Here is a 24,634-nt window from a genome sequence, read left to right on the forward strand (position 1 = left end):
GTGGCACTTTTCGCTAAAGGCGCAGGTCTGATTGCGACAGGTGTTTCGGCGTATTCGAAGTGGCAGGGTGGCGATCGAGGGGCTGCGCTACGCACTGTAGGTGTTGCGGGGGCTTCTCTCGCTATCGGAAGACTTTTACCTGCCGCTGCCTCAGCTCAAGCCAAGGTTGGTGGCAGCGATGTAAGTCGTGTCGCTGATGCTGCGGGCGAAGCACAAGGCTATGCCGCCGGAAAATTTGCTGAAGCGCAACTCTGAAAATAAAGGGCGACATGATTGCTTCATTATCTATGTTTACATTATTATGCATCATTATAGATCTATCGATGGATCGATTTTATATGATGTTTATTAACATTAGCCTGCACCATGTAAATAGAAATGCTCGATTTATACCTCTATACGGATATCGAGGTATGTTCTTCTTATTGTTTATATCGTCACCTATCTGGGGTAAGGGCTTATCAGATAAGATTGTCACCGCAACTAATATAGTAATATTTATTGTGTTCGGAATTATTAGCTGTTTTGAGACAATAAAGAGGCGGAGGCCTCTTCCCAATAAATAGGTCGCTTATTTTATCTCGAAATCAGATCTCGGCTGTGATTACGGTGACAGTTTACTAAATACACCAAATTCGCTATCTCTGGCCGCCTGGCCCGTCTGCTCGCCTCGTCCTGCCCGGCTATCCCTATCACGTGACGCAGCGGGGCAACCGCAGGCAGCGGACCTTTTTCGAGGATGGCGATTACGCTCTACCTTGACCTGATTGCGGAGGCGGCCGGCAAGGCGGGTGCGGAGATCTGGTGTTATTGCCTGATGCCCAATCCCGTTCACCTGATCGTCGTGCCATCGGATGAGGACGGGTTGCGGCGAACCTTTGCCGATGCGCATCGCCGCTATACCGGCTTCATCAACGCACGCCACCGCTGGACCGGGCATCTCTGGCAAGGGCGCTACGGGGCGGTGGTGATGGATGAGCGCCATCTCGCGCATGCGATCCGCTATGTGTCGCGCAACCCGGTTCGCGTGCGATTGACCTCACGCGCGGAGGAATGGCGCTGGTCGAGCGTGCGGGCGCATCCGGCGGGGGAGGACGATGGTCTGGTCCGCGTCGCGCCGGCGCTCGAACGCGATGGCGACTTTGCCCGCTTTCTCGGCTCGCCTGAAGACGGCGCCGATGCCTGGCAGGCGCTGTGGCGATCGGAAGCCACCGGTCGTCCGCTCGGAAGCGCCGAATGGATCGCTGCGCTGGAAGCGCGAACGGGCCGGGTGCTCGCGCCGCAGAAGCGTGGCCCCAAGCCGCGCTTGCCTGGCGCCTAGCAAGAATAAGACGCGCATTTTCCACCAATCAGGAGCCAACGTGCTTGGCATGGGCGGGTCGCAAGGCGTAGCAAGGTGAGGCGAATCGGGGAAAAATCGCGAAAGGGGCGCAAGTGATATCGCAGAGAGGAACGCGGCATTGTCATGCCGCTGCGGTGGTGCTGCTCTGGTCAACCGCCGCAAGGGCGCAGGACGAGCTGGCTGACCCGGCCGGGTCCGGCCCGCTGATCGCGGCGGTGCATTGGCTGCAGGGAACGCTGCTCGGCACGATCGCCACCGTCGTCGCGGTGATCGCGGTTGCCGCGGTAGGGTTCATGATGCTGACCGGCCGGATCAATTGGCGCTATGGCGCGACCGTCATTCTCGGCTGCTTCATCCTGTTCGGCGCGGCGAGCATCGTCGCCGGTATCCAGTCGACCGCCCAGCTCGGCGGCTGAGCGATGGCCGGCGTGGACCGCGATCCGCTGTTCGTTGCCCTGACGCGCCCGCAGATGTTCGCGGGCGTCACCTACAGCTATTTCGTCGCGAACGCGGTGATCGCGACCGAATTGTTCCTGATCTTCCGCACGGTCTGGGTGCTGCTGGCGGCGGTCGTCGTCCACCTTGCCGGCATGGTGCTCTGTTTGCGCGAGCCGCGCTTCTTCGACCTGTGGCTGACGCGGGTCGGACGATGCCCGCGCGTCAAGAACTATTCGATCTGGCGATGCAACTCCTACCGGCCCTGAGCAACGATCGGAAGACGGTCGCGCGGGAACAATCGGCGGGCCGCCATCTACCCTATGCCCGGCATGTCGACGCGCATACGATCGAGACGCGCGACGGGCTGCTCATGCAGATTGTGCATCTGCGCGGCCTGTTGTTCGAAACGGCGGATACCGAGGAGATCAACTATCGCAAGCAGCTTCGCGACGCGATGCTGCAAGCGATCGGTACGTCGCGCTTCGCGATCTGCCATCACGTCGTCCGGCGCCGGATCGACGCCGGCCTGGCGGGCGACTTTCCCGATGCCTTTTCGGCACGGCTCGACGCGGCGTGGCAAGCCCGGCTGGCGAGCCGCAAGCTCTACGTCAACGATCTCTACCTGACCCTGGTGCGGCGGCCGTTGCAGGGGCGGATCGGCGCGATCGACCGCTTGCAGGCACTGCTCGGACGGGGCGGGGAGGATCGCGCCGCGAGCGTCGCCCACGAGCTGCGCCAGCTCGACGCCGCTCGTGATGCGCTGATCGCGGCGCTGGGGAGCTACGGGCCGCGCTTGCTGACGGTCTATGACAGCCCGCAGGGTCCATGCTCGGAGCCACTCGAGTTCCTGTCGCATCTGCTCAACGGCGAAATGCGCCCGGTACTGCTGCCGATGCAGGATCTCGGTGCCTATCTGCCGTATCGGCGGATCAGCTTCGGCCAGCAGACCGTCGAGCTGGCGCCGGCCGGCAATACGCCGCGCGCCTTCTTCGGGCTTGTGTCGATCAAGGATTATCCCGGACAGACCAGCCCCGGTATGTTCGACGAGCTGCTGCGGCTGCCGTTCGAGCTGGTGATGTCGCAGTCGTTCGGGTTCGTCGATCGCCAGGCGGCACTCGGCCGCATGAACCTGGCGCTCAGGCGGATGCGCTCGGCCGAGGACGAGGCGCTCAGCCTGCGCGCCGATCTCGCTCAGGCGAAAGACGATGTCGCCGCGGGGCGTGCCGCTTATGGCGAACATCACATGACGATCGGCGTTCGCGGAACGACGCCGGAAGAGGTCGATGCCGGCATTGCCGAAGTGCAGGCGACGCTCGCCGATCTCGGGATCATCGCGGTGCGCGAGGAAATCGCGCTCGAGCCGACATTCTGGGCACAGTTCCCCGGCAACTTCAAATATGTCGCGCGGCGCGGGCTGGTCTCGTCGGGCAATTTCGCAGGCCTCGCCAGCGGGCACAATTTCCCGATCGGGAATGCGCAAGGCAACCATTGGGGCGATGCGATCACCCTGCTCGAGACGACTGCTGCGGGACCATATTTCTTCAACTTTCACCAGGGCGATCTTGGTAATTTCACGGTGATCGGCCCGTCGGGCTCGGGCAAGACGGTGGTGCTCAACTTCCTGCTGGCGCAGGCGCGCAAGCTCGATCCCCGCATTGTGTTCTTCGACAAGGATCGTGGGGCTGAACTGTTCCTGCGCGCGATCGGCGGCCGCTACGATGTGCTGCGGCCCGGCGAGCCCTCCGGGCTCAATCCGCTGCAATTGCCCGACACGCCAGCCAATCGTCAGTTCCTGATCGACTGGGTCGCCCAGCTCGGTGGCGCCGGCGAGGTCGAGGAGATCGCGGCGATCAAGGATGCGATCGACGCCAATTTCCAGCAGCCGGTCGGGCACCGGCGCCTGAGGCATCTGGTCGAGCTGTTCCGCGGCGGTCGGCGGCCGCGCGCGGACGACCTGTGGTCGCGGCTCAAGCCGTGGTGGGGGGAAGGGGAGCGTGCCTGGCTGTTCGACAATGCCAGTGATCGCACCGACCTCGCTGCCCGCGCGGTCGGGTTCGACATGACGCAGATCCTCGATGATCCGGCGGTGCGCACGCCGGCGATGATGTATCTGTTCCACCGCGTCGAGGAGCGGCTCGATGGCTCACCCGCGATCATCATCGTCGATGAAGGCTGGAAAGCACTCGACGACGAGGTGTTCGTGCGCCGGATCAAGGATTGGGAAAAGACCATCCGCAAGAGGAACGGCATCGTCGGGTTCGCGACGCAAAGCGCGCAGGATGCGCTCGAAAGCCGCATCGCCAGCGCGATCATCGAGCAGGCGGCGACCCAGATCTTCATGGTCAATCCCAAGGCGCGCGAAGCCGATTATATCGACGGCTTCGGCCTCACTGCCCATGAGTTCGATCTCGTTCGCACTTTGCCCGACAGCGCGCATTGCTTCCTCGTCAAACATGGTGCGGAAAGCGTGGTCGCGCGGCTCAACCTCGCCGGTGAGCGCGATCTCCTGACCATCCTGTCGGGGCGCGAACGCACGGTACGCCTGCTCGATGCGCTGCGCGCCGAGCGGGGCGACGATCCCGAGCATTGGCTCGAACCATTGCTGGAGCAGGCATGATCGCGCCGTGTTCGAGCGTCCCGGGCGCGGTGTCGTTCGCACCCGGCGTGATCGGGTTCCTCGATTGCCAGGCGCAGATGCTCGGTGCGCAAGGCTATCAGGCGCTCGCCGCGCCGGGATCGACGGTGTCGGCGCTGCTCACGATCCTGCTGACGCTGTTCGTGGCGTTCATCGGCTATCGCATGTTGTTCGGCCAGGTGCCGACGATCCGCGAGGGCGTGCTCGCCTGCGTCAAGATCGGCATCGTGCTGGTCCTTGCGACCAGCTGGCCGGCCTATCAGCGCGTGATCTATGACGTGGTGCTGCACGAGCCGGCCGAACTGGCGGCGGAGGTGGGCGGTGCTGCGGGACTGCCCGGTAGTGCTGGCGGGCTCGTTGCCCGGCTCGATAATGCCGATCGGTCGTTCGAGGCGCTGGCGGTCTACGGGGTCGGCCAGCCGCCGGCGGCAGCGGGGCAGGCGGGTTACCCGCCGGTCGTGCCGCCGTTGTTCATCGGGTTCGACACGTTCGCGCTCGGAGCGGCGCGCGTCGCATTTCTGGCGGGCGCGATCGGCGCCTTTGCCGTGCTGCGGATCGCGGGCGGATACCTGCTTGCCGTGGGGCCGCTGTTCATTGCCTTCCTGTTGTTCGACGGCACGCGGGGATTGTTCGAGGGGTGGTTGCGCGCAGTGATCGGGGTTGCGTTGGGTGCACTGGCGACATCGATCGTGCTCGGCATCGAGCTGGCGCTGTTCGAGCCTTGGCTGGCCGATCTGCTGGCGCGGCGGTCGGCTGATCTCGCGATCACCGGCGCGCCCGCGCAATTGCTGGCGATCGCGGTGATCTTTGCGGCCGTGCTCGGCATCATGCTGGCCTTGATGGCGCGGATCGCGTTCAGTTGGAAACTGCCCGTCGCCTGGCCCGCCTCTGCTGTATGGTCATCGGGTTCTTCGCTGGCCGGGACAACGGTCGCGGCCTCGCCGGTTCGCTCGCCGATCACCGATCGCTCGCGCGCACTGATCGTCGCCGACGCGGTGTCGGCGATCCAGCGTCGTGAGACACAGGGCGCGACTGCGGCGCCGGCCGCGCCCGGCCGCATTACCGCGCAGGCAAGCCGCGACCGCGACGCGACCGCGCCTTCTCTCGTACCGCTCGGCCGCAGCTTTCCGAACCGGACGGCCCGGCGCGTCTCCGCGAGCGCCGGCAGGCGGGATCAGCTATCATGAGCAAGAAACCGAATGAAGCACTCGACGCTTATTATGCCGAGGCCGGCAGCTGGGCGGAGGACCGCCGGGACGAGCTGAGGTCGTCGCGCCGGATCGCGTGGATCGTCGCCGCGGTCGCTGCCGGTATCGCGCTGTTCGAAGCGATCGCCCTGCTGTTGCTCGTGCCGCTCAAGACGGTTGTGCCTTATACGCTGCTGGTCGATCGCCAGACCGGGTATGTGCAGGCGCTGAAACCCGTCGATGCGCAGCTGGTATCGAGCACGAAGGCGCTCACCCAGTCATTCCTGGTCCAATATGTCATCGCCCGCGAGGGCTATGATTACGATTCATTGCAGGCGGATTATCGCAAGGTCGGCTTGTGGTCGGCCGGCGACGCGCGGCGGGCTTATGTCGCGCATATGCAGGCGTCGAACCCCGATAGCCCGCTGAGGCGCTATCCCCGCGCGACGATCGTCGATGTCTCGGTCAAGAGCGTCACGCCGCTCGGCAAGAATGTCGCGATGGTGCGGTTCTCGACCCAGCGACACGACCAGGGCGCGCGCGAGTATCCGGCTGAAAACTGGGTGTCGGTGATCCGTTACACCTGGTCGGGCGCGCCGATGTCGGTGGCTGACCGCTACGTCAATCCCCTTGGGTTCCAGGTCGTGCGCTACAACCGCAGCGCTGAAACCCTGGCGCCCGCGCCGCAGGCGAGCCCGACGTCATCGGCCACACCCGAGCCGTCGCAATGAAGCCGGCGCTTGTCATGACGGCTATCGCCGCATTGGTTGCAGCACCGCCGCTTGCCGCCCAGGTGCGCCCGCAGCCCGGCCCGGGCGACCCGCATATCCAGTCGGTCGATTATGACCCCAATCAGGTCGTCGAGCTCGAAACCGCGCCGGGCTATCAGCTCACCGTCGGGCTCGCCGCCGACGAGCAGATCGAGAGCGTCGCGGTCGGGGATAGCGCGGCCTGGCAGGTCAGTGCCAGCCACAGCGGCGACCACCTGTTCGTCAAGGCATTGCAGGGCAACACCGCCACCAACATGACGGTGGTGACGACGACCCGGCTCTATGCGTTCGACCTGGTCGCCTTGTCCTCGCCGTCGCCCGCCATGGCCTATAGCGTGCAGTTCCATTATCCGTCGCCGGCAACGGCGTCGCCGGACAAAACGGCGGCCGAAAAGCCGAAGGAGGAAGGGCGCTATGTCCTCCACGGCGATCACGCCTTGCGGCCGATCGCGATGATCGACGATGGCGTCCATACCTATATTCAATGGCCGGTCGATGCGCCGCTGCCGGCGACTTACTTCCGCGACGACCGTGGCGCCGAAACGCTCGCCAATGGCGAGATGCGCGATGGCTTCTACGTCATCGACAGCGTGCATCAGGAACTGATCTTCCGCATCGACAAGCATGATGCGCGCGCCGAGCGCGTCCCGTCGGAGGGTGACTGATGGCCAGCGGCTTGCCCGAAGCCGATCCGCGGCGGGAACCCGAAGCGATCGCCGAACGCGACGTGCGGCCCATGGTCGAGCGCCCGCGCGCCGGTCTTTCCGGGCTGGCGATCGGGGCGATCGCGATCGTCGCGGCGATCATCCTGTTCGTGATGCTCGACGCACGGCGACGTGCGTTGATGGCGCCGGCAACGGTGGCACGATCGGGCGCGGTGGCAGAACCCGCGCCGCCGCCGCTCTACATCCCGCCGGCGCCGCCTCCACCGCCGGCAGCGACCCCCACGCCCGAACCGGCCGTGGCGCCCCCGCCGCCCCCGCCCGAGCCGCAACCGTCGCCGCAGGTCGTCTATCTGCCGCCGCCCGTATCGCAGCCGCAGCCGGCGCCGCCACGCAATACCGGCGGTCAGGCGCTGGTGGTCGACAATGGCCGCGCTTCGGCGCCACCGCCGGCCAGCGGGGGTAGCAATAGCGGAGCGACGAGCGCCGATGCTGTTCCCGGTGCTGCTTCGACCGAGCGCGTTCATGCAGCGATGCTCGCCAACCGCACGACGACGGTGCCGCAAGGTACGCTGATCCCTGCCGTCCTCGAAACCGGGCTCAACTCCGATCATCCCGGATTTGCTCGTGCGCTGGTCCAGCGCGACGTGCGCGGGTTCGACGGCAAGCAGGTGTTGATCCCGCGCGGCAGCCGCCTGATCGGGCAATATGCCGGGGCGGTTGCCCAGGGCCAGAAGCGCGCGTTCATCCTGTGGTCGCGGTTGATCCGCCCCGATGGCGTGACCATCGCGATCGGTTCGCCCGCGGCCGATCCGGTGGGGACGGGCGGGGTGAAGGCGGACGTCAACAGCCACTTCTTCGCGCGCTTCTCGGGCGCCATCCTGCAGTCGGTGCTCGACGTCGGCGTCAATCTCGCCTCGCGGTCGAGCCATTCGCCGGTGGTGGTGGCGTTGCCCGGCTCCTTGCAGGGCACCACCGGCACGCTGGTCCAGCCGACCCAGATCGCGCCGACGCTCAAGGTCAAGCCTGGCGCCAGTATCAGCATCTTCGTTGCACGCGATCTCGATTTTAGCGGCGCGGATGCGAACCAATGAGCGTGGCGGCACTCGGCGACTGGGTTTATCTGCGCAGCTATCTGGCGCCGTTCGAGCAATGGCTTGCCCGCGACGACGTAACCGACATCTACGTCAACCGCCCCGGCGAATTGTGGATCGAGACGATCGGCGGCACGATCGAACGCCAGGAGGTGCCGTCCCTCGATACGGCGACCTTGATGCGGCTTGCGCGGCAGATTGCGGCGCTGTCGCATCAGGCCATCAATCGCGAGCATCCGCTGCTCTCAGCCACGCTTCCCGACGGCGCGCGGGTGCAGGTGATCGCGCCGCCGGCAACACGAGGGCAGCTGGCGCTGGCAATCCGCAAGCATGTCGCGGCCGACCTGTCGCTCGAGGACTATGTGGCAAACGATGCTTTCGCGGGCACGCAGACAGGCGATGCCGTGCATCGCTCCGAAATCGACACCGAGCTTTCCGAGCGGCTGGCGGCGGGCGACATCGCCGGCGTGCTGGGTGCCGCGGTGCGGGCGCGGCGCAACATCCTGGTGTCGGGGGGCACGTCGACGGGCAAGACGACGTTCCTCAACGCGTTGATCCGTGAGATTCCCAGGGGCGAACGTCTGATTATGATCGAGGACACGCCCGAACTCGTCATCCGCCATGACAATGCGGTGGGCCTGCTTGCGGCGCGGAGCGCCTTGGGCGAGGCCGAGGTGACCGCTGACGATCTCGTCTCGGCGTCGCTCCGGATGCGGCCCGACCGGATCATCCTCGGCGAATTGCGCGGATCGGAGGCCTACGCGTTCCTGCGCGCGGTCAACACGGGCCATCCCGGATCGATGACGACGATCCATGCCGACAGCACCCAGGGCGCGGTCGAGCAGCTCGTATTGCTGGCGTTGCAGGGCGGCACGCGGCTCAGCCGAGACGACGTCGCGCATTATGTCCGCTCGACGATTGCGGTGTTTGTCCAGCTTGGTCGGGTGGGGGGACGGCGCAAGGTGGTCGAGGTCACGGTGCGATGATCTCTTCCTATCCGTCTTCCGCATTCCTTGCCGATCCGACCGGCGCATCGCCGCTGATCGCGGCGGCCAACTGGGTGCAGGGGGCGTTGCTTGGCACCATCGCAACCGTCATCGCGATTCTGTGCGTTGCCGCGGTTGGATTATTGATGCTGAGCGGCCGTATCGACCTGCGGCGTGGCGTGACGGTCGTGCTCGGGTGCTTTCTGCTGTTTGGCGCGGCGGGTGTCGTCCAGGACATGCATAGAGATGTGACGCTTGCGCCGGCGCCTTATGCCAACGTGCCTCCTCCGCCGCCAGCGCCGCCGTTGCCGGCCAACGCGGCGTCATATGATCCTTATGCCGGTGCTTCGGTCATCAGGTGAGGGGGCGTTGACGGCGGATTGATCCAGTTCGGACGTTACTTTCCTTTTAATCTTGTGATGTTGGAAATCGTGTGATCGTATCGGGTTACGACGATCGAGTCGGGGCACGATAGAAACAGGGGTCGATGCCATGATGAAGGTTCGTATGTTGCTGGGGCTTGCCCTGGCGGCGTTGCCGGTTGCTGCGCAGGCGACCGAGACGGTGACCTACACCTATGACGCCAAGGGGCGGCTGGTGAAGGTGGTGCATACCGGCACCGCCAACAACAATCTCACGACGACCTATTCTCACGACAAGGCCGATAATCGGACCAACGTCAAGACGACCGGCGCTTCGTCTTAGCTGATCTCTTCTGCGTTTAGCGGGATTTTGGTTTGGCCGGGATCAGGGGGAAGAGAATGATCTATCGTAATACTGGCCGTCTTGTGAATTGCGGCCGATTTTGGTTCCGCTTCGTTCGTTTCGGCTTGGTGTTCAGCGCATTGGCTTTCGCTTGTGAGCCCGCATTTGCGCAAATCGGCGGAAATGACATGCCTACGCAGTACATCGCCAGAGACGGTCGCGGGGTCAACCTTGCTACTGGAAGCATCAGTACGCCCAACCTGACCTTGTCGATAGGTACGCAATCCAGCGGCATGGGATATGATGGAAGCGCTTCCAACATCGCCCGAAGCTATCAGTATGCAATAGACCAGATCGATACATCGCATCTGGTTGTGGTGCTTGGCAGTAGCAGTATAAAATTTACGAAATCTGGTAGCGCTTGGACCAATGATGGGCAAACGGGAGAGACTCTCGTTTCGAGCGGCGATATCTGGAATGGCGGAACTTATACTTTCACGGCCCGTGATGGTACGGTCATATTATTTGACCAATCTCCCGTAAGCTCTTCTCAAGTTGCGTTCATAAAATATTTCGAAGCGTCAACGATTGCATTAGCAAATTATCTTATTCGCCCCGATGGGGAGAAAATAACATTCTATTATAAGGAATTGATAACTCAAACCCTCAGCGGAGACAGAAGCAATATACGATTGCAATCAGCGGTATCGTCGAATGGATTTATGGCTAAATTCGAATATCTTGGGAATGCATGGGCGACAGAATATCTTTGGTTGGCGAAAGTATCTATTATAAATCTATCCGTGGATTATTGCAATCCAAGTGCAGATTTATGTAGTTCTCTTACAAAAAATTGGCCATATATATCTTATAACGTTCCTTCTGGATCAGGCGATATGATTCAAACGGACGGTTTGGGGCATTCGACTACATATACTTACGCATTTACGCCGAATTTTTTTGGAAATGCGCCGTTGGAAGGGATTCGCCGCGCGGGATCATCTTCTGATGACGAGACCGTTAGCTATGGAACTGACGGAAGGGTGTCTGATCTTACCATTGATGGAGTGACGTGGCATTATTCCTGGGCGCTCGCTTATACGAGCACGACCTCGATAATGACTGTTACCGTGACAAATCCGGATAATACACATCGGGTTTATACGGTAGATGCCAATCAAAATGAAATTCTTACGGTCACTGATGAGAAAAACGAAAAAACTACATACCTATACGATACAGCGGGTCGCTTGATTTATGTCGTTCCTCCCGAAGGGGTAATCGCCGGCGGCGTTCCAACGTCGGGCTATACTAAATATACTTACGATTCGCGCGGCAACGTTACCGAAGTACGAAAGGTATCGAAAACGCCAGGAACGCCTGCGGATATCGTTGCCACGGCCAGCTATCCGACGGTCTGCACGTCTCCGAAGACGTGCAACAAGCCGATTTGGACGAAGGATCCGAAAGGCAATGAAACCGACTATACGTACGATGGTTCCCATGGTGGCGTGCTGACGGTAACAGGTCCGGCTGATAATTCTGGGGTGCGTCCACAAACGCGGTATACTTATGGTTCCTTTCAGGCGCATTACAAGAACAGTTCGGGTTCAGTCGTTGCTTCCGGTGTCACCGAGTATGAATTAACGGGCACTTCCACGTGTTTGTCAGCGAGTAGCGCCAATCCGGCGAGTTGCGTCGGTTCCGCAAGCGAGAGCAAAAGCTCAATCTCCTACGGTTCACAACTGTTCCCGATCGGCATGACTGTCGCCTCCGGAAATGGATCGACAGCGGCAACGGTCTCATCGGCCTACGATGATGTCGGCAATCTTATATCCGTCGACGGTCCTTTGAGCGGCACCAGTGATACAACGACATATCGCTACGATGCCGACCGCCAGGTTGTCGGCGTGATTTCGGCGGACCCGGACGGGTCGGGTAGCCTCAAGCGGCGTGCGCAGAAGATGACCTACGATGGCCTGGGCCAGGTGACCAAGGCCGAGGTGGGGACGGTCACGGGGACCGACGACACGGCGTGGAATGCGTTCGTGTCGAAGCAGCAACTGACGACGAGCTATGACAGCCATCATCGCAAGATCCGTGATGTGGTGACGGCGGGCGGCACGACCTATGGCGTGACCGATTACAGCTATGATAGCGCCGGACGGCCCGATTGCACGGCGGTCCGGATGAACCCGTCGGCGTGGGGGACGGTGACCGCGGCGTGCACGGCGCAGACGGCGGGAAGTGCTGGCCCCGACCGGATCACGCGCAACACGGTCTATGACGCCTTGAACCGGGTGACTTCGGTGACGAGCGCTTATGGCGTTTCGGGCACGGCGTCGACCGAGAGCACGACCTACAACGCGAATGGCACCACGCAGTCGGTGACCGACGGCGAGGGCAACAAGACGACGTACATCTATGACGGGTTCGATCGGCTGTCGAAGACCGAATATCCCAGCCCGACGAGCGCGGGAACGAGTTCGACCACGGATTATGAGCAGCTCGGCTATGACGCCAACGGCAACGTCACCGAGCGTGATCTCCGGGGCTATGCCTCGGACAGCACGCAGAAGATCATTTATGGTTATGATCACCTGAACCGGCTGGTATCGAAGAACCTGCCGGGCAGCGAGCCGGACGTGACCTATGGTTACGATCTGCTGGGGCAGCTGACGTCGGCGAGCCAGCCGGGCTATTCGGAGACGTTCACCTATGATGCGCTGGGCCGCCGTTTGACCGACGGGCAAGGCTTCGGCACGCTGACCTCGTCTTATGACGCGGCGGGGCGTAGAACGAAGCTGCAATGGTCAGATGGGTTCTACGTGATCTACGATTACGACGTGCTGGGTGAGATGACCAAGGTGCGCGAGAATGGCGCGACCTCGGGCGCAGGCGTGCTGGCGACCTACACCTATGACGATCTCGGCAACCGGACGCACGTGACCAACGGCAACGGCACGGCGAGCGCGTGGACGCCGGATGCGGTGTCGCGACTGGCGACGCTGGTCCACAATCTCGGCGGCTCGGCCGACGACCTGACGAAGACGTTCACCTACAATCCGGCGAGCCAGATCGCGAGTGCGGCGAGCTCGAACGATGTCTATGCTTGGAACGGCGCGGTCAACGTCAACCGCAACTACACGACCAACGGGCTCAACCAGTACACGGTCTCAGGCAGCACGAGCCTCGGCTATGACGCGCGCGGCAACCTCACCACCAGCGGCTCGAGCACTTACAGCTACTCATCCGAGAACAGGATGATGGCGGCCAGCGGCGGGGTCACGATGCATTATGGTCCGCTCGGGCGATTGATCGAATATGACACCACGGTGTCGACCCGCTTCCTGTACGACGGCGACGAGATGGTTGCCGAACTCGACAACCCGGCGAATGCTGTCCAGAAGCGCTATGTCTACGGCCCCGGGACCGACGAGCCGATCGTGCAATATACAGGTTCAGGGACATCGAGCCGGACCTGGCTGCACGCCGACGAGCGCGGCAGCGTGATCGCGCTGACCGACAGCTCGGGTAACACGACCGCGATCAACAGCTATGACGAATATGGCATCCCGGGCTCGGGCAACAGCGGCCGGTTCCAATACACCGGCCAGGTATGGTTGCCCGAGGTCGGGCTCTATTATTACAAGGCCCGGATGTACTCACCCTCGCTCGGCCGGTTCATGCAGACCGATCCCATCGGATATGGCGACGGGCTCAACTGGTACAATTATGTCGGCGGGGATCCAATTAATGGATTGGATCCGAGCGGTACGACAGACGATAACAAGTCTTATACCTGTACCGGAACGCTTATCTGCAATGGGGACGGCAACAATGGCATAGGTGGATGGGTCAACGGTGGGTTCGATGCCACTCCCGGCGGAGACAAAAGAGGTGTGTATTGCACGGGGGATTGCAGCGATCCCGATCATCCTACCGATCTTGGGTACTGGCATAGGGGGCCCGATACCAGCGGTGAATGGGTCAAGGTTGGTGACTGGGGCCCCGGTTTTGAGGGCTTGGGTAACGTAGGTGGATTACCGCAGAATGGGGATGGCGAGGATATCATTGTAACCGGGCAAAGGCCCAAGCCGATCTTCATCGGTTCGCAACGCGGCTCTAATAACCAGAAATCGACTGAATTCGAAAACTTAAACAACGAACAACTCTTGGAAGAGTACAAAAAGGCCACGGGAAAGCAGAGAATGAAACTACAGCGCGAACTGAAAGGGCGTGGATTGAGAAATATCAACAAGCTCAGAGGCGCTGGTGATCTCTTCGATGATCCTTTCATAATTATTCCGGCATTGCCGCAACAGCTTTACATTTTGCAGTGCGAGACAAATCCGGACGCGAGTTGCTCCGTAATATGAATACAAATATCACATCCAAAAATAGATTAATTCTTCTGAAGTCTAGAGAATTCTATGACTGGGATGTGGATACTTTGATTGAATGGTCTCAAGATAAAAGTTCAGAGGTTCGGGATTGGGCTACCACAGCGTTATCATCGATAAACTTGAATTCCGAGAAAGTTAGGGCGGCGCTAGTCGCGCGTTTGAAAGATGCTGATTTTGACACAAGGGGCGAAGCAATGGTTGGCTTGGCTCGCCGGCAAGATCGGCGCGTATTACCATATATAAAGAGGGCCTTAGAAGAAGATCGTGTGGGAACGCTGTTCGTCGAAGCTGCCGGGTATTTAGCCGATGCGAGCCTAGTGGCACCACTTGAAGCCCTGCGAACTTGGTGGGACGTCGACCAGCCTTTGTTGGATGAGGCTCTGCAGCGTTGCAAAGGATTAACAACCAAGCCCTGCCGAGTTTGGGAATATGTCGGCCCTGAGGATAAGGCTCTCGAAATCGGGCGGGCAGCTCCCAGACGCGACGGGGAGGATGAGAGCCGGTAGGTTCATCGCGGGCGGGGCTCGCGAGGGATCAGGAGACCGAGCCATGGAATTGCATGTAGGACTGGACGTATCGCTGGAGTCGACGAGCATGTGCATCGTCGACGCGACCGGCAAAAAGGTACTCGAAACTGTCCGTCGTCAGGACATTTGGCGCAGATCGGGGCGTAGATTAGCGGAGAGCGGGCCTCGTCAGGGGGCTGATGTTAGGCGGCGAGCTTGCGGTGCTGCAAGCGCCGATGTTCGATGGTCTGTCGCTTGATCCTTTCGCGCTGTTTGATGATGGCCGGCGCCCTGCCGAAGTAGGCGTCCGCGGGCGTCACGTTGGCCAGGCTCTCGTGGTAGCGCTGGTGATTGTAGTGCTCGACGAAGGCTTCGATCTGGGCCTCGAGGTCGCCGGGCAGGAAGTAGTTTTCCAGCAGGATGCGGTTCTTCAGGGTCTGGTGCCAGCGCTCGATCTTGCCCTGGGTCTGGGGATGACACGGGGCACCGCGCACATGGCTCATCTTCCGGGCCTCGATGTATTCGGCCAGTTCACCGGCGATGTAGCTGGGGCCGTTGTCGCTGAGCAGCCTGGGCTTGTGCAGCACCGTGGCGCTGTCGCAGCCCGAGGCCTTGAGGGCCAGGTCCAGCGTGTCAGTCACGTCCTCGGCCCGCATGTTGGTGCACAGCTTCCAGGCGATGATGTAGCGCGAGAAGTCGTCGAGCACGGTCGACAGGTACATCCAACCCCACCCGATGATCTTGAAGTAGGTGAAGTCGGTCTGCCACATCTCGTTGGGCCGCGTGGTCTTGGTGTGGAACGCATCGGCCGCCTTGATCACAACGTAAGCCGGGCTGGTGATCAGGTCGTGGGCCTTGAGCAGCCGGTAAACCGTCGCTTCCGACACGAAGTAGCGCTGCTCGTCGGTGAACCGCACGGCCAGCTCCCGGGGGCTCAGCTCGGACTGGTCCAGCGCCAGTTCGATGATCTGGTCGTGGATCTCGGCCGGGATGCGGTTCCACACCCGGCTCGGCGCCGAAGGCCGGTCTTCCAGCGCTTCCAGCCCACCCTCGAGGTAGCGATCATACCAGCGGTAGAACGTTCGGCGGGGGATGCCGAGCTGGTCCAGCGTGCGCTTGGCCGGCAGGTGTGACTGCTCAACGATCCTGATGATCTCGAGCTTCTCGGATGCAGGATACCTCATTCGTCGCCTTCCCCATCCGCGGTCATGCTTTTTTGAGCAACCGGTTTTCCAGCGTCAGATCGGCCACGCATTCCTTCAGGGCGCGGGCTTCGCGGCGCAGGTCCTGGACCTCACCGGTAGTCGCGGCGCGGGCAGTATCGCCCGCCAGGCGGCGTTTGCCGGCTTCCATGAACTCCTTCGACCAGGTGTAGTACAGGCTCTGGGCGATGCCCTCCTTGCGACACAGCTCGGCAATGCTGTCGTCACCGCGCAGGCCTTCGAGCACGATGCGGATCTTGTCCTCGGCCGAGAAATGCCGCCGGGTCTGCCGCCGAATATCCTTCACAACCCGCTCAGCAGGGGCCTTCGCCGGCGATTTTGCATTGGAGGATCTGAGCTTCATCTTCGTTCCTTCGTCACTACGACGAAGCCCAGATCCTCCTTAAATCACAACCTCAAATCTGTGCCATCGGCGCTGACGGCGGACACTCGAAACGTCGGTTGCGTCGGATCCGGAAGCGGTCTGCATCGCACCGCCCGCACGTAGCTACGATCGCGCGGATCGGCATCGAAGCCTGCTCGACCGGCATCTGGTTGGCGCGTGAGTTGCGCAACGAAGGCTTGCCGGTGACGGTCGTCGAGGCACGGCACATGCGCTCGGCGCTGAGTGCAATGCGCAACAAGACCGACCGCAACGACGCGCACGGCATTGCGCAGATGATGCGCATGGGCTGGTTCCGCGCGGTGCATGTGAAGACCCTTGAGACCCAGCGCCTCAAGACGTTCCTGGTCAACCGACGCCTGCTCAAACGCAAGCTCGTCGATCTGCAAAACCACCTGCGCGGTGCCTTGCGCACCTATGGCCTGAAGGTCGGCCAAGTCGGTGCCGGCCGGTTTGACGGCCGCGTCCGCGAGCTGCTCGAGGGCAATGGCGACTACATGTTTACCACCATGATCGAGAGCATGCTGGAGGTGCGCGCGGTGCTGTTCGAAAGCTTCCGCAAGCTGCACCGCATCCTGCTGCTGATCGTCAAGCACGACCCCATCTGCCGCCGCTTCATGACCGTTCCCGGCGTCGGCCCGGTGTCCGCGCTCTCCTACAAGGTCACGATCGACGATCCGACCAGGTTCACCAGATTGCGAACCGTCGGCGCCCACCTGGGCCTGACGCCGCGAAAATATCAGTCGGGAACCAGCGTCGACTGGGGCGGACGTATCTCGAAAATGGGTGACGTCGACACCCGCGGCGCGTTGTGCGAAGCGGCCGCGTCGATGCTGCTCAGGGTGCAGAGCTACTCGGCGCTGAAGGCCTGGGGCATGCGCATCGCGAAGCGCTCCAGCATGATGTGCGCCATCGTCGCGGTCGTCCGGAAGATGGCGATGATCCTTCATCGCATGTGGATCGACGGCACCGACTTCGAGGCAAAGTCCGGCGCGAAGATCACCGAAAAACGCAAGCGCGATCCGCAAACGGGTCGCCTGTTGCCCAGCTGATCGCCAACGAAATGGAGCTTTTGGTTTAACGGAATCCCCGCGCGGGGAAGCGTCCTGACAGGGCGTAGAACAGGGTGAGCCCCCCATCTTGCCTGCTCCTCCCGCAAGGGATGAGAGCGCTGTGAATGCTTGGGACGCCCCGTTCGTCACGACTGAGAGAGTGCGCCGATTGCTGTCGAACGCGTAGTAACGCATGTCCCTGTCAAGAGTGCTCGATCGCACGTGTGGGTACGCAGGCGGACCGTGGTGGACAGTCCGCGAGGAGATGGAGTATGTAGACAGATGAAAGTGGCGATCAGGGCCATTTTTACTGCTCAATTAATAAGGCAAGATTAAAGGACTGTCCCCTGATGGTTGATATGTTGTCTTAACATCGTTTTTTTAGCGAGGTTGGCGGCACTGGTCGCGAGACACCGGTGCCGGTTCTCATATCGACTCTTTGAACTTGTGCAGTGAACGACGATGCCATGAATCTCGCGGGATCCCTGGGCCGCGGGTCAGCGACGTTGTGGATCAGGTGCAACATTAATGACGCAGCGCGCCGGCTTTCCCGTCTTCGACGCCGACACTGTGCATTTATCGATCGCTCGCCTGTTGTCGGCCAACAGTTCGGCAGCGTGTGTGAGCGCGTCCCATGCGTTTGGGCTGTCGGCCCGCATCAGCCGCGTTCCCGCTTCCCATAAGGTCGGTTCGCCGATGACATGCGCGGCCATCGCCTCGGGCATGTGCCAGCCCTGCGGTAAGGCGCGCAGGATCACACCGGGCATGATCGACCATATGAGCATTCCGCCAAGCGCGCCGCCACTCGCCACCCACAGCAGGCGGCGCCGCTGATCGCGGACGGTGGCGACCGTGCCCACGAGCCGCTCCATGTGGCTTGCCACCTTGTCGATCCGGTCCCGCGCCTGGTTGATGGTGGCGCGGTCCGCGGCACGCGCCGTCTCGCCGGCGGCTGCGATCTGCCGGGCCATGTTATCGGGCGTGAGCGTCATCGCCGGACGGACTGCAAGCGTCTTGATCGCCTCGCGCATTTTGCCGAGCAAGACTGCGATTTCGCCCAACGTCTCGCTATAGTTGGGTACAGCCTCCCGCTTTGCGGCAAGCCCGGCGATGGCCGCTTCCAGCAAATCCACCTTCTCGGCAAGCCGTGTGAAGGCTCGCGCGGCCGGATCGGCTTCAGGCGCAGGCGTCGGCAAACTGGTTTCCATGATCGTTTCTCCTATCTGCTGAGGCCGCGGCTACGACCTATTTCGATGCCGACGCTGCCGGCGAGGTCGTGGGCGAGCTTGCGGCCGGTGTCGAAGTCGATGCCGAGCTGCTGCTTGCGGTTGCGCAGGATCGATTCCACCTGGGCGTCGCGCTCCAGGCTCTTGGCCATGCCCGCCATCTGTTCGGACACTTCGCCCGCCCCCCGGAAATCCCCGTCACGCTGCAATTCCTGACGGCGTTGATGAAGCTTTCGCCAGCTCTCCACGAACCGGTCGGCGCGCTTGTCGGGATCAGCGCGGATTTCCGCTTCAAGCTGCATGGCACGCATGGCTTGCCGGACGCGGCCGGCGGACGCTTCCGCGACCAGGCTGGGGTTGCGGTGATATGCCTGCTCCATGTCCTTCGCGGCGTGCCTGGCCGTTGCGTTCATCGTCTCACGGGCCTTGTCGAGTTCGGCACGCTGATGAGGCAGGACGGGCAGGCCCTTGTCCTCCATCTTCCATATGTCAGCGACGGCGCGGGCGTGGCGCTCGACCGCGAGGCGGCGGACCTGCTCGCGCCCGGCCTGCGCCGTTCTGGCGGGATCGGCTACAGGCGCGGGCGGACGGAAGTCTGCGAACGCTCCCCTGAGCGACGTCGAAGGGATGCCGCGTTCGGCCTTCGGAACAGCGCCAAGCTCGAGACTATCGAACATGCCGCGCCGGTATGGGGGCGTGGCGGACGGCTCGCGTTCCTGCCCGCTGATCGAAAGGCGCAGCCCGTCGAACATGCCGCGTGCCTTCTCCGGCACGGCCTTGACGATTTCGGCGACACGCTCGCGGAACGTGATGCCCCGACGCTCGGCATAGTCGCGGGTCGGGTCGCGGCGTTCATAGTCGCTCGCCATGTCCTTCGCCCGCTCGCGCGACAGGGTGCGGACGAGCCGGGCCTCATCCCTGAAATCGTCGCGACCAAAGTGGAACTGCACGCCATCGCGATGTCGCGACATGCCGACATAGGCGCCATGGCTGTCCATGCCGGGCGTCGCCAGCACATGCGTCCGGTCCACGGTCATGCCCTGCGCCTTGTGGATCGTGGCGGCATAGCCGTGATCGACGTGGGCATAATTCTTGGTGTCGAACGCGACGCTGCGTCCATCGTCGGTCCTGACCGCGATGTGCGTCGGGCTGGCCACCTCAATCGTGCCCAGCGTGCCGTTCTTGACCTCAAGCCCGCGCTCGTTGCGCAGGAATATGATACGATCGCCGCTGGCGAAGGCGCGGTCGCCACGTTCGGTCTTTACTCGCACGTTATCGCGAAGCTCGCCGGCGTTGCGCATCCGCTCGCGCGCGGCCTCGTTGAGATTGCGCACCTCGGCATTGGTGTGAGTGAGAATGATCCGAGAGGCATGGGGATCGGCCTTACGTTCGCGATCCCACCGCTCGATCAGCTCTTTCCGCGCTTGCTCGCGCGTCTCGGCGGCATGGACCATGTCGTGATCGGCATAAGCCCGGATCGCCTCGCCGGTGCGCCCATTGGCAAGCTCGCGGGTGGCATCCTGCTGCCAGCCTTCGCGCTGGCGGCGCACCTCGGTGATCTCGACGCTGCCGTGGTGCTCGGCGATGGCCCGAAACGCCGCGCCCGCCTCGATCGCCTGCAACTGTTGGGGATCGCCGACCATCACCACCTTGGCGCCGGCGTCGGCGGCATGGGACAGCACACGCTCCATCTGGCGCGTACCGACCATGCCGGCTTCATCGATCACCAGCACATCGTGGGCGGTGAGCAGATCGCGGCCCTGCGCCCAGCCATGTTCCATGCTGGCGATGGTGCGCGACGCGATGCCGGAGCCGTTCTCCAGCCCCTCGGCAGCGATGCCAGACAAGGCTGCGCCGCGTACGGTCAGCCCCGCGCTTTCCCACGCCTCGCGGGCGACGCCGAGCATGGCGCTCTTGCCGGTCCCGGCATAGCCGACCACCACGCCGAGATCGCGGCTATCGGTGATATGATCGAACGCTGCGCGCTGCTCGCCAGATAGCACCAGCCCGTTCGCTTCCGCTTCGGCAATCGCGGCGGCGCGGTCCCGCTCATCCACGCGATGCCGCTCGCGCTCGGCCATCAGTTCCGAGGCGCGCTGCAACCGCTGCTCGGTCTCGATCATGTCGCGCGATGTGAAGCGATCTTCGCTGCGCCCGTCCTTGCCAAGCTCGACCAGATCGGGCGAGGCGCGCACCGCGTTCATCGCCCGGTCGAATTGCTCCTTGCCGTCGGTGTGGCGATGCACGAACATCGCCAGGTCGCGCTTGGTGAACGTCGCTTGGCTGTGGGTGATCGCGTCGAGTGCGACGCGCGGCTCGGCGATGATACGTTCGCCGTTGCGCTGGGCGATGGCGCGATGATCTTCGATCCGCTCGGATTCCAGCCCGCGCTCGCCCATGCGCTGCGCGGCCGGACCAATCTTGTCCTGTGGCTCGAGGTCGATGCCCTGCGCTTCCAGTGATCGGTGATCTATGCGAGCATCTATGTCGAGCTTGGCTAGCCGCGTGTTGACGTGATCCGCCCAACGCTCGCGCCATTGCTCGACCTGACTTGTCGCGTTCCAGTCGCGGACCTTGGCACCAAAACCATTTTCGCCAACCTCGCGCATGGTCAGCATGACATGGGCGTGGGGCTTGGGCTGGCCGTCTGCGCCGATATCCCAATGGACATTGAGATCGGCGATCATGCCCCGATCGACGAACTCGCGGCTCACGAAGTCACGTGCCAGCTCGATGCCGTCGGCTTTGGCTATCTCGCGCGGGATGGCAAATTCCACTTCGCGGGCAAGCTGCGCGTCCTTGCGTACCTCGAACGCCTCGACATCGTTCCACAGGCGTTCGCGGTCGCGCCATTCTTCGGGCGCGCCGTCGGGCAGCATCACCTCGCTATGCTCGACACCGGCTTTGGCGCGGAAATCATGGTTGCGATCGAGCCGTTCGTCGTGCAGCCGCTCGCCTGCACGATAGGCAGCCGCGGAGACGGCGCTGCGGCCCGATGCGCGGCTGATGACCTTCACGCTGAAATGGTAGATCGCCATGGCGACCGACCATCTACTATCTAAAGCCGCACGTCGGAACGACGTATAAGCGCGCCCTTCTACGAAAAATTCTCCGAAGGGACCGAGCCGTGCCAGATTGTCCCGGCGACTCTACTGCATTGCAGGCACAGGTCTTTTATCATGCGGGCATCATCATTCAATGGAGACTGTGATGCGTAAGCCGCGTGACTTCGATGCCGAGCTCAAAGCCCTCGACGAGCGGGCGCGTAATCTCAAACAACGCAAGGTCCAGCAGCTCGGCGATCTGGTCATCGCCACCGGCGCCGATGCGCTCGACATCGAGGTTCTCGCCGGTGCGCTGCTCGATGCAGCGAACCGCAACGACCTCACCATCCGCGAGGAGTGGCGTCGTGCCGGAGATGCGTTCTTTCGTGATGCACCGCGGGGCGCTGCGCGCGGCCCTCATAGCCGTGCGCGCAGCGGCCCGCCGCGCGACGGTGGCGCGCAATCGTCTGCAGGTGACGCGCGCCCGTCATGACTTGCGGGGATGGCAAATGACGCGGCGCGAGCGGACGCGCCGGCTGATCGAGCTCGGTGGCCTGGTGGTCAAGGCCGAACTGGTCGATCTCACCGACGATGATCGCGCGGTGCTCTACGGCGCATTTCTGGCGGTCGCCGCCATGTTGCGCGGCGAACGACGCGAGGAGATACTGGTGCGCTGGCGGCGCCGCGGCAAGCGCGCGTTCGCCGATCATCCATTGCCTGACGCGGATGCATCGGGGCATAGCCGGCGTGATGGAACGTGATGCGTATCCGGCGGTACAGGCCGCTTTTGCCAGGATGCCGGAATGGATCCGCACCGAATTGGCATCGAAGGAGCCGGCGGCCCGTCAGCGCGCCGAGGAAGCGCTGGCGGCGATCGTCGTCAATGCGCTGGGCCATGATGCGAGCGAACGGCCGGCATAGTTGCCTTCAGAATATCAGCCGGATCGGGCGGCCGTCCTGCCAATCCGGACCAACGCGCGCACGGCGAGCGCGGAATAGCGCCGGCTGAGCTCGTCATGCGCCGATCGCGCCGCGGCATGGCCTGCCGCGATCGCAAAAAAATGGCTTCCTGCTCGGCACGCTTCAGCCAATAGGCCAGGTCCGATCTTCTGATGCTCGCGTCACTCATGAGGCGGCGATAGCAGCACAACATGTCCGGCGCATGACCGGCGTCTGCCGCCGCGACGAGACGGCGCTTTCGCGCGACCGCCAAACGATGTTAGGGAGTCTCGAATTGTCGCGAAGATTAGCTGCCGATCTTTCATTGCGTTCGACAGCAGTTCGCGCCGGTTCAGCGACGATACCCATATGGAGGATCATTTGACCGAAGAAGCCACCGGGAATGATTCCCAACGCGTCGAGCTTGCCACCGAACTGACGATTGCCTGGCTCGGCAATCCCAATAATCGCGCGCTGGCTGACGATGCGGTCGAATTTCTCCGCAAGATGCACGCGACCGTCGCCGAACTGTCCGGCGCAACGGTGACCGAGGCAACGCCCGAAGTGGCGAACGACCACATCCCGGCGGTATCGGTTCGCAAATCGCTCGCGTCGAAGGATCACATCATCTCGATGATCGACGGCAAGCCGTACCGGACGCTCCGCCGTCATCTTGCGACCCACGGCTTGACGCCTGAAGACTATCGCCAGCGCTATAATCTCAAGCCCGATTATCCGATGGTCTCCGAGAGTTATTCGCAGCAGCGTCGCGAGATGGCCAAGAAGATCGGGCTCGGCCAGAAGGGGCGCGCGGCGCGTACCGAGGCGTCGGACACCACGTCCGCGCCGAAGCGTTCGCGACGCAAGGCCGCGCCGACGACCTGATCATTCGGTCGGCGCGCGCGGTCGCTTGCGATACAGCCATCGATCGTAATCGCCGGGCTGGACGGCAAGTCGGTCGATGATCGCGAAGATCGACCCCGGGCAGAGCCAGCGGAGGTTGCGCAATTGTCGCCGCCGCTGCCTGGTCCATCGCCGGCACAGCCGGCGGTGACGATCGCGCAAGCGCGCATCGGCGATACCGATCACGCGCGACGGCCTCGGTTCGACGGGATCGCCATCGACATGAGCGCAGATCAGCAGCATCGCTTCGCACATGCAGGCTTCGACCGTCGCCACATCGATCGTCAATCGGTTGGCGATTTCCGCATAGCCGAGATCATCGACCCGATGCATGAGGAATATTGTGCGCGATAGCGGCGGCACAATGTCCAGCGCGGCTTCGTAGAGCGCGAGTAAACGCGCCTCGGCCACGTCAACCATGACGCTCATTCCGCCAGCCCCTTGGCCGCGGATGGCCGGTGACGGTTCGGACATGATCGAGCAGCGAGCGGGTGAGGGCGACGACATCCTCTTCTGAAAACGGGAATGATGGTGGCGGCGCCTCGCAATGGCGCCACTTGCTGTACGGAGTCAGCAGCGTCGCGAGCAGTGTCTCGTCGGGCGACCGGAAATCGAGTCCGGTGGCGTTTGCGAGCTCGAGCGAGCGGGCTACCCTGAGGCCGATGTGGTGCGCGCACCAGCGATCGTCGAACCCGACGTCGAGCAGATGCGCGCTCAGCGCCAATTGCTGGACGATGCCGATCTGATAAAGCCGTCGGTGCGTCCGCCTTGCGCCGCCATGCTCAAGACCGGCAAAGAAGCCTTCCGCATTATGGTAGCGGAAGCGGCTCAGCGCCCGGCCGTCGCGACTGCGCTGAAGCGGCGGCAATCGCACGGTGCTCTGTGAGGGTGCATCGGAGGACAGCGCGAGCGGCGTCACAGCGACGGGCGCAACGGCAAGCCCGGCGAGCATCGTGCGGCGCGATGGCGTCGATACAAGGTCGGTAAATTTGGTCATGATTGGCCTGCATGCCGACAGTACCGCCCGACTGCTCGGGCAGCGATGCAAGCTGTGTCCACTGCGCGCCGCGAAGCGGCTTGTCAGCGACCGCCCGACCGTCAGGGCCGCGCGTACGTCATGCCTGGCTGGTTCAT

At 62.6% G+C, this 24,634-nt stretch carries 22 protein-coding genes; 17 read left to right on the top strand and 5 right to left on the bottom strand.

What is annotated here, in order from left to right; translation table 11 throughout:
• The first annotated feature begins 739 nt into the window (after window positions 1–739).
• The 12 genes from K7G81_RS00370 to K7G81_RS00425 all read left to right on the top strand — a co-directional run bounded on the left by K7G81_RS00370 (window position 740) and on the right by K7G81_RS00425 (window position 14,198).
• A complete protein-coding gene (locus K7G81_RS00370; RefSeq protein WP_223028772.1) occupies window positions 740–1,321 on the top strand; it encodes a transposase in 582 nt (193 codons plus the stop codon).
• Between the two features lie 113 nt (window positions 1,322–1,434).
• Window positions 1,435–1,758, top strand: a complete 324-nt coding sequence (locus tag K7G81_RS00375; RefSeq protein WP_369411997.1) for a TrbC/VirB2 family protein — start codon at window positions 1,435–1,437, stop codon at window positions 1,756–1,758.
• Window positions 1,759–1,761: 3 nt separating this feature from the next.
• Window positions 1,762–2,046, top strand: coding sequence for a VirB3 family type IV secretion system protein (locus K7G81_RS00380; RefSeq protein ID WP_223028773.1), 285 nt, complete (start codon window positions 1,762–1,764; stop codon window positions 2,044–2,046).
• On the top strand, window positions 2,025–4,397 hold the full coding sequence (locus K7G81_RS00385; protein ID WP_223028774.1) for a VirB4 family type IV secretion/conjugal transfer ATPase: 2,373 nt from the start codon (window positions 2,025–2,027) through the stop codon (window positions 4,395–4,397). The genes K7G81_RS00380 and K7G81_RS00385 overlap by 22 nt, the downstream gene beginning before the upstream one ends.
• The gene (locus tag K7G81_RS00390) at window positions 4,394–5,602 is read left to right on the top strand and encodes a TrbL/VirB6 family protein (protein WP_223028775.1); all 1,209 of its coding nucleotides are present in this window, start codon (window positions 4,394–4,396) and stop codon (window positions 5,600–5,602) included. Before K7G81_RS00385 ends, K7G81_RS00390 begins: the two co-directional genes overlap by 4 nt.
• Window positions 5,599–6,333, top strand: a complete 735-nt coding sequence (locus K7G81_RS00395; RefSeq protein WP_223028776.1) for a VirB8 family type IV secretion system protein — start codon at window positions 5,599–5,601, stop codon at window positions 6,331–6,333. The genes K7G81_RS00390 and K7G81_RS00395 overlap by 4 nt, the downstream gene beginning before the upstream one ends.
• Before the next feature lie 14 nt (window positions 6,334–6,347).
• Window positions 6,348–7,037: a TrbG/VirB9 family P-type conjugative transfer protein gene (locus K7G81_RS00400; RefSeq protein ID WP_223028777.1), complete on the top strand. Its 690-nt coding sequence runs from the start codon at window positions 6,348–6,350 to the stop codon at window positions 7,035–7,037.
• Window positions 7,037–8,128: a TrbI/VirB10 family protein gene (locus K7G81_RS17680; protein WP_255586453.1), complete on the top strand. Its 1,092-nt coding sequence runs from the start codon at window positions 7,037–7,039 to the stop codon at window positions 8,126–8,128. Before K7G81_RS00400 ends, K7G81_RS17680 begins: the two co-directional genes overlap by 1 nt.
• A complete protein-coding gene (virB11, locus tag K7G81_RS00410) occupies window positions 8,125–9,114 on the top strand; it encodes a P-type DNA transfer ATPase VirB11 (protein ID WP_223028778.1) in 990 nt (329 codons plus the stop codon). Before K7G81_RS17680 ends, virB11 begins: the two co-directional genes overlap by 4 nt.
• Window positions 9,111–9,476, top strand: coding sequence for a TrbC/VirB2 family protein (locus K7G81_RS00415; RefSeq protein ID WP_223028779.1), 366 nt, complete (start codon window positions 9,111–9,113; stop codon window positions 9,474–9,476). Before virB11 ends, K7G81_RS00415 begins: the two co-directional genes overlap by 4 nt.
• Window positions 9,477–9,606: 130 nt before the next feature.
• A complete protein-coding gene (locus tag K7G81_RS00420; RefSeq protein WP_255586454.1) occupies window positions 9,607–9,819 on the top strand; it encodes a hypothetical protein in 213 nt (70 codons plus the stop codon).
• A 56-nt stretch (window positions 9,820–9,875) separates the two neighbouring features.
• Window positions 9,876–14,198 carry an RHS repeat domain-containing protein gene (locus tag K7G81_RS00425; protein ID WP_223028780.1) on the top strand — a complete coding sequence of 1,441 codons (4,323 nt, stop codon included), beginning with the start codon at window positions 9,876–9,878 and terminating at the stop codon, window positions 14,196–14,198.
• Window positions 14,199–14,934: 736 nt separating this feature from the next.
• Here the strand turns inward: K7G81_RS00425 and K7G81_RS00430 are convergent.
• A protein-coding gene (locus K7G81_RS00430) for an IS3 family transposase (RefSeq protein WP_223028781.1) occupies window positions 14,935–16,297 on the bottom strand; the annotation gives its coding sequence in 2 pieces (ribosomal slippage) (window positions 14,935–15,948 and window positions 15,950–16,297; 1,362 coding nt in all).
• Window positions 16,298–16,329: 32 nt separating this feature from the next.
• Between K7G81_RS00430 and K7G81_RS00435 the strand changes: the two genes are divergently transcribed.
• A complete protein-coding gene (locus tag K7G81_RS00435) occupies window positions 16,330–17,388 on the top strand; it encodes an IS110 family RNA-guided transposase (protein ID WP_223029447.1) in 1,059 nt (352 codons plus the stop codon).
• Window positions 17,389–17,885: 497 nt separating this feature from the next.
• Here the strand turns inward: K7G81_RS00435 and K7G81_RS00440 are convergent, their stop codons facing one another.
• Both K7G81_RS00440 and traA read right to left on the bottom strand, forming a co-directional pair.
• Entirely contained in the window at window positions 17,886–18,584 is a 699-nt protein-coding gene (locus tag K7G81_RS00440) for a DUF6118 family protein (protein WP_223028782.1), read from the bottom strand.
• Between the two features lie 23 nt (window positions 18,585–18,607).
• The gene (gene traA / locus K7G81_RS00445; protein ID WP_223028783.1) at window positions 18,608–21,652 is read right to left on the bottom strand and encodes a Ti-type conjugative transfer relaxase TraA; all 3,045 of its coding nucleotides are present in this window, start codon (window positions 21,650–21,652) and stop codon (window positions 18,608–18,610) included.
• A gap of 160 nt (window positions 21,653–21,812) precedes the next feature.
• Here traA and K7G81_RS00450 point away from each other — a divergent pair, with 160 nt between their 5' ends.
• From K7G81_RS00450 to K7G81_RS00465, 4 genes are all read left to right on the top strand, one after another.
• The gene (locus K7G81_RS00450; protein WP_439649517.1) at window positions 21,813–22,151 is read left to right on the top strand and encodes a conjugal transfer protein TraD; all 339 of its coding nucleotides are present in this window, start codon (window positions 21,813–21,815) and stop codon (window positions 22,149–22,151) included.
• Between the two features lie 16 nt (window positions 22,152–22,167).
• Complete coding sequence (locus tag K7G81_RS00455; RefSeq protein ID WP_223028784.1) at window positions 22,168–22,419, top strand: conjugal transfer protein TraD; 252 nt, start codon at window positions 22,168–22,170, stop codon at window positions 22,417–22,419.
• Complete coding sequence (locus K7G81_RS00460; RefSeq protein WP_223028785.1) at window positions 22,409–22,579, top strand: hypothetical protein; 171 nt, start codon at window positions 22,409–22,411, stop codon at window positions 22,577–22,579. Before K7G81_RS00455 ends, K7G81_RS00460 begins: the two co-directional genes overlap by 11 nt.
• A gap of 399 nt (window positions 22,580–22,978) precedes the next feature.
• Window positions 22,979–23,482, top strand: a complete 504-nt coding sequence (locus K7G81_RS00465) for a Ros/MucR family transcriptional regulator (protein WP_255586455.1) — start codon at window positions 22,979–22,981, stop codon at window positions 23,480–23,482.
• On the opposite strand, the gene K7G81_RS00470 is transcribed toward K7G81_RS00465, so the two are convergent.
• Window positions 23,483–23,929, bottom strand: coding sequence for a sigma factor-like helix-turn-helix DNA-binding protein (locus K7G81_RS00470; protein ID WP_223028787.1), 447 nt, complete (start codon window positions 23,927–23,929; stop codon window positions 23,483–23,485).
• On the bottom strand, window positions 23,913–24,497 hold the full coding sequence (locus tag K7G81_RS00475; protein ID WP_223028788.1) for a hypothetical protein: 585 nt from the start codon (window positions 24,495–24,497) through the stop codon (window positions 23,913–23,915). The genes K7G81_RS00470 and K7G81_RS00475 overlap by 17 nt, the downstream gene beginning before the upstream one ends.
• Window positions 24,498–24,634: the final 137 nt, after the last annotated feature.

Origin of the sequence: Hephaestia mangrovi (assembly GCF_019880555.1) — a bacterium.
Classification (GTDB): Bacteria; Pseudomonadota; Alphaproteobacteria; order Sphingomonadales; family Sphingomonadaceae; genus Sphingomonas; species Sphingomonas mangrovi.

Bases quoted from the DNA above. Each gene is read 5' to 3' on its own strand.
- K7G81_RS00370 (WP_223028772.1), top strand. From the start codon at position 740: ATGGCGATTACGCTCTACCTTGACCTGATTGCGGAGGCGGCCGGCAAG.
- K7G81_RS00380 (WP_223028773.1), top strand. From the start codon at position 1,762: ATGGCCGGCGTGGACCGCGATCCGCTGTTCGTTGCCCTGACGCGCCCG.
- K7G81_RS00385 (WP_223028774.1), top strand. From the start codon at position 2,025: ATGCAACTCCTACCGGCCCTGAGCAACGATCGGAAGACGGTCGCGCGG.
- K7G81_RS00390 (WP_223028775.1), top strand. From the start codon at position 4,394: ATGATCGCGCCGTGTTCGAGCGTCCCGGGCGCGGTGTCGTTCGCACCC.
- K7G81_RS00395 (WP_223028776.1), top strand. From the start codon at position 5,599: ATGAGCAAGAAACCGAATGAAGCACTCGACGCTTATTATGCCGAGGCC.
- K7G81_RS00400 (WP_223028777.1), top strand. From the start codon at position 6,348: ATGACGGCTATCGCCGCATTGGTTGCAGCACCGCCGCTTGCCGCCCAG.
- K7G81_RS17680 (WP_255586453.1), top strand. From the start codon at position 7,037: ATGGCCAGCGGCTTGCCCGAAGCCGATCCGCGGCGGGAACCCGAAGCG.
- virB11 (WP_223028778.1), top strand. From the start codon at position 8,125: ATGAGCGTGGCGGCACTCGGCGACTGGGTTTATCTGCGCAGCTATCTG.
- K7G81_RS00415 (WP_223028779.1), top strand. From the start codon at position 9,111: ATGATCTCTTCCTATCCGTCTTCCGCATTCCTTGCCGATCCGACCGGC.
- K7G81_RS00420 (WP_255586454.1), top strand. From the start codon at position 9,607: ATGATGAAGGTTCGTATGTTGCTGGGGCTTGCCCTGGCGGCGTTGCCG.
- K7G81_RS00425 (WP_223028780.1), top strand. From the start codon at position 9,876: ATGATCTATCGTAATACTGGCCGTCTTGTGAATTGCGGCCGATTTTGG.
- traA (WP_223028783.1), bottom strand. From the start codon at position 21,652: ATGGCGATCTACCATTTCAGCGTGAAGGTCATCAGCCGCGCATCGGGC.
- K7G81_RS00450 (WP_439649517.1), top strand. From the start codon at position 21,813: ATGGAGACTGTGATGCGTAAGCCGCGTGACTTCGATGCCGAGCTCAAA.
- K7G81_RS00455 (WP_223028784.1), top strand. From the start codon at position 22,168: ATGACGCGGCGCGAGCGGACGCGCCGGCTGATCGAGCTCGGTGGCCTG.
- K7G81_RS00460 (WP_223028785.1), top strand. From the start codon at position 22,409: ATGGAACGTGATGCGTATCCGGCGGTACAGGCCGCTTTTGCCAGGATG.
- K7G81_RS00470 (WP_223028787.1), bottom strand. From the start codon at position 23,929: ATGAGCGTCATGGTTGACGTGGCCGAGGCGCGTTTACTCGCGCTCTAC.
- K7G81_RS00475 (WP_223028788.1), bottom strand. From the start codon at position 24,497: ATGACCAAATTTACCGACCTTGTATCGACGCCATCGCGCCGCACGATG.